This is a genomic window from Microcystis sp. LE19-41.2A (assembly GCF_027530405.1).
Lineage (GTDB): Bacteria > Cyanobacteriota > Cyanobacteriia > Cyanobacteriales > Microcystaceae > Microcystis > Microcystis aeruginosa.
The window spans coordinates 1-3176 of record NZ_JAPZQJ010000488.1 but is presented as its reverse complement, the minus strand read 5'-3'; the positions used below and the strand labels follow the sequence as shown (position 1 = coordinate 3176).

Here is a 3176-nt window from a genome sequence, read left to right as displayed (position 1 = left end):
TTTGAATTGTTCATCTGATAAGTTTTGATAATCCATAATTTTGCTAATAAACATAGCAAAATTATAGATGATTTCCTGACCTAAGATCACATTTTATTCTTTTTTCCACTTCAATCTAAGAATTGAGAAAAAAGCAAAACTTTATATTATACCATAAAAAAATTATGCAAGAGGTCTATTATTTGCTAACTTATAGTTCTTGACCCGGTTATTGCCGAGCATTTAGTAACAATAGATACAGAAAAAATCCTGATATCTTCTCCTTACTAAAAAATATGGATTTAATTTTATGTCATCAAACGGCGGATTTTGACGCTTTGGGGGCAGCGGTGGGTTTATCGTTGCTGAAAGCGGGTAGTCGCATTGTGTTAACGGGGGGAGCGCACCCAACAGTAAGGGAATTTTTGGCCCTGCATCGGGATGAGTTCGCTTTAATTGAAATGCGTAGTGTCAATCCGGCCAGTATTCGCTCTTTAATTATCGTTGATAATCAGTGGCGAGAGCGTCTGGGAAAAGCCTCCCAGTGGCTCGATTTAGGGCATTTACAGGCGATCGAATTGTATGATCATCATTTGGATAGTGAAAGCGATATTCATGCCTCTAGCGTCCATTTAGAAGCGGTGGGAGCCACCACGACTTTAATTGTCGAAGCTTTACAAAAAGCCCAGATTAAACCAAACTCGATGGCAGCGACGGTAATGGCACTCGGTATTCACGTTGACACGGGTTCCCTGACTTTTGCCGGTAGTACCCCCAGGGATGCCTATGCTTTGGCTTGGTTAATGACCTGTGCTGCTAACATTAAAACGATCGCCCAATACTGTCAACCGAGTTTTTCCCCGCGCTTACAGGAGTTATTTAGCCTTGCTTGGGAAAATCTAGAGATTAAAACGATCCATGACCGTAAAATCGCCCACGTTCTCCTCCATACTGCCGATTTTATCCCCGGTTTGTCTAGTGTGGCCGAGCGCCTACTGGAATTATCCGATAGTGATGCGCTACTTTTTGCCCATAGTTATAGTAAAGGCGAGGAAGATAATTCCCGACAGCGTTTAACTGTGATTGGTCGCTCTAGAATCGATGGGGTGAATCTATATCAGCTTTTTTGCCCCTATAACGGCGGTGGTCATGCTCAGGCCGCTTCGGTGAGCTTTCGCGATGTTCAGCCAGTTCAACAGTTAAACCAACTGCTGGGGGACTTAATTGCCCAAATTCCTCCCTCTCCCACCGCTAGGGATTTAATGTCTTCCCCAGTGCGAACAATTCGTCCCGATACTTCCATATCTCAAGCCGAGCGCATCCTTTTCCGTTACGGCCATTCGGGTTTATCGGTGGTAGATGAGCAGGATCGCTTAGTTGGGGTGATTTCTCGTCGTGACCTCGATTTAGCTCTCCATCACGGCTTTTCTCGCTCTCCCGTGAAGGGATACATGACTTGTAATCCGAAAACTATTACCCCCGACACTTCCCTTCAGGAAATCGAGTCACTGATGGTAACGTACGATTTGGGGCGTTTACCTGTACTAGAAAACGGGCAGTTAGTCGGTATCGTCACTCGTACAGATGTATTAAGACAGATTCATCAAAATGAGCGGGTGCGTTTTGAAGGGGTTGCTTTGGTTTCCTGTCTTTTACCGACGATTAAAGAGCGTTTAGAGCCGATTTTATGGTCATTCCTGCAAGCTGCCGCCACTGCCGCTCAAAAACGCGGTTGGCATCTCTATCTGGTTGGGGGTGCGGTGCGCGATTTATTGTTAGCCACAGAAAGGGATACTTTATTGTTACAGGATATCGATTTAGTGGTGGATGGCTGCCATCGCGCCGCCGGTGTGGGTGCAGGGGTGGAGTTGGCTAATTGTTTACAGGAAATTTATCCGGGGGCCCGGTTATCGATTCACGGGGAATTTCAGACGGCGGCTTTGTTATGGCACAAAGATGAGCGTTTTGGCTCGTTATGGGTGGATATCGCCACGGCACGCACGGAATTCTATCCTTATCCTGCCAGCAATCCCCAAGTGGAGGCTAGTTCGATTCGACAGGATTTGTATAGAAGGGATTTTACGATTAATGCTCTGGCAATTCGCCTAACTTCGCCGAAAGAGGGGGAATTACTCGACTTTTTTGGCGGTATGTTGGATTTACGCGCCCAACAAATCCGGGTTTTACACGCTAATAGTTTTATCGAGGATCCGACGCGCATCTATCGAGCGGTGCGTTTTGCCACTCGGTTAGGATTTGTTATTGAACCCTTGACAGAAAGCTATATTAGGTATGCGATCGAAAGTGGAGTTTATGATCGCTCACGGCAACAAAATCAGAATGCACCCGCTTTACAGTCCCGTTTAAAAGCGGAGTTGAATTATATTTTAGAGGCGGATTACTGGGAAAGTGCCTTGGAAAAGTTGGCTGATTTGGGGGCTTTGCACTGTTTACACGGGGATTTAAGTTTAAATCGGGCTTTATGGCGACAATTGCGCTGTCTCAGTCGTTGGTTAGATTGTTTAAGTCTGGAATTGCCGGTGAATGTTTGGTTAATGCGGTTGGAATTATTAATCGCTTCTCTGGCTGTGGGGGAAAGAATAGCGATCGCTAATAATTTACAATTGCCCAAAGATACTGTGGAGCGTTTACAAAAACTAGAAGTTATGGAAAGAGAGATTAGCAATAATTTTGCTTATGATCAACCCATTAGTCAAATCGTCAGCTTTTTCAACGGTTATAAGGTTCCTAGTTTGTTACTGGTGGCGGTGAGGAGTGAGACTAGGATTCGGGCTTTAATCTGGCAATATTTAACTAAATGGTCGCAGATCGAGGCTCCTATCGACGGCAATGACCTAAAAGCTTTGGGTTATCAACCGGGTCCCCAGTTTAAATCGTTACTTGCGGCAGTCTTGGGGGCAACTTTAGATGGAATAGTCAGCAATAAAAGCGAAGCTATGGCTTTTATTGCTAGATTAACTCGGGCTTGCTGAATAAATCTAAAAACCTTATTGGGTAAGACTTTTAGACTTTTTGTCAATCAAAAAGTACCAGTTGTGGGAGAGATAGGGGGAAAATTCTGGGACTTTTTCTCTGAAAATTAGGTAATTGACACCTTCAAAATCGCTAAAACCCCACACCCTACACCCTACACCCCACACCCTGCCACCAGGAAAAACTTTTTCAGCAGACCCTAA

The 3176-nt window shown here is 44.7% G+C and carries 1 protein-coding gene; it reads left to right on the top strand.

Annotated features, from left to right (window positions below; translation table 11 throughout):
* Nucleotides 1–275: 275 nt before the first annotated feature.
* On the top strand, nucleotides 276–2972 hold the full coding sequence (locus O9290_RS20595; protein ID WP_002762424.1) for a CBS domain-containing protein: 2697 nt from the start codon (nucleotides 276–278) through the stop codon (nucleotides 2970–2972).
* Nucleotides 2973–3176 lie beyond the last annotated feature (204 nt).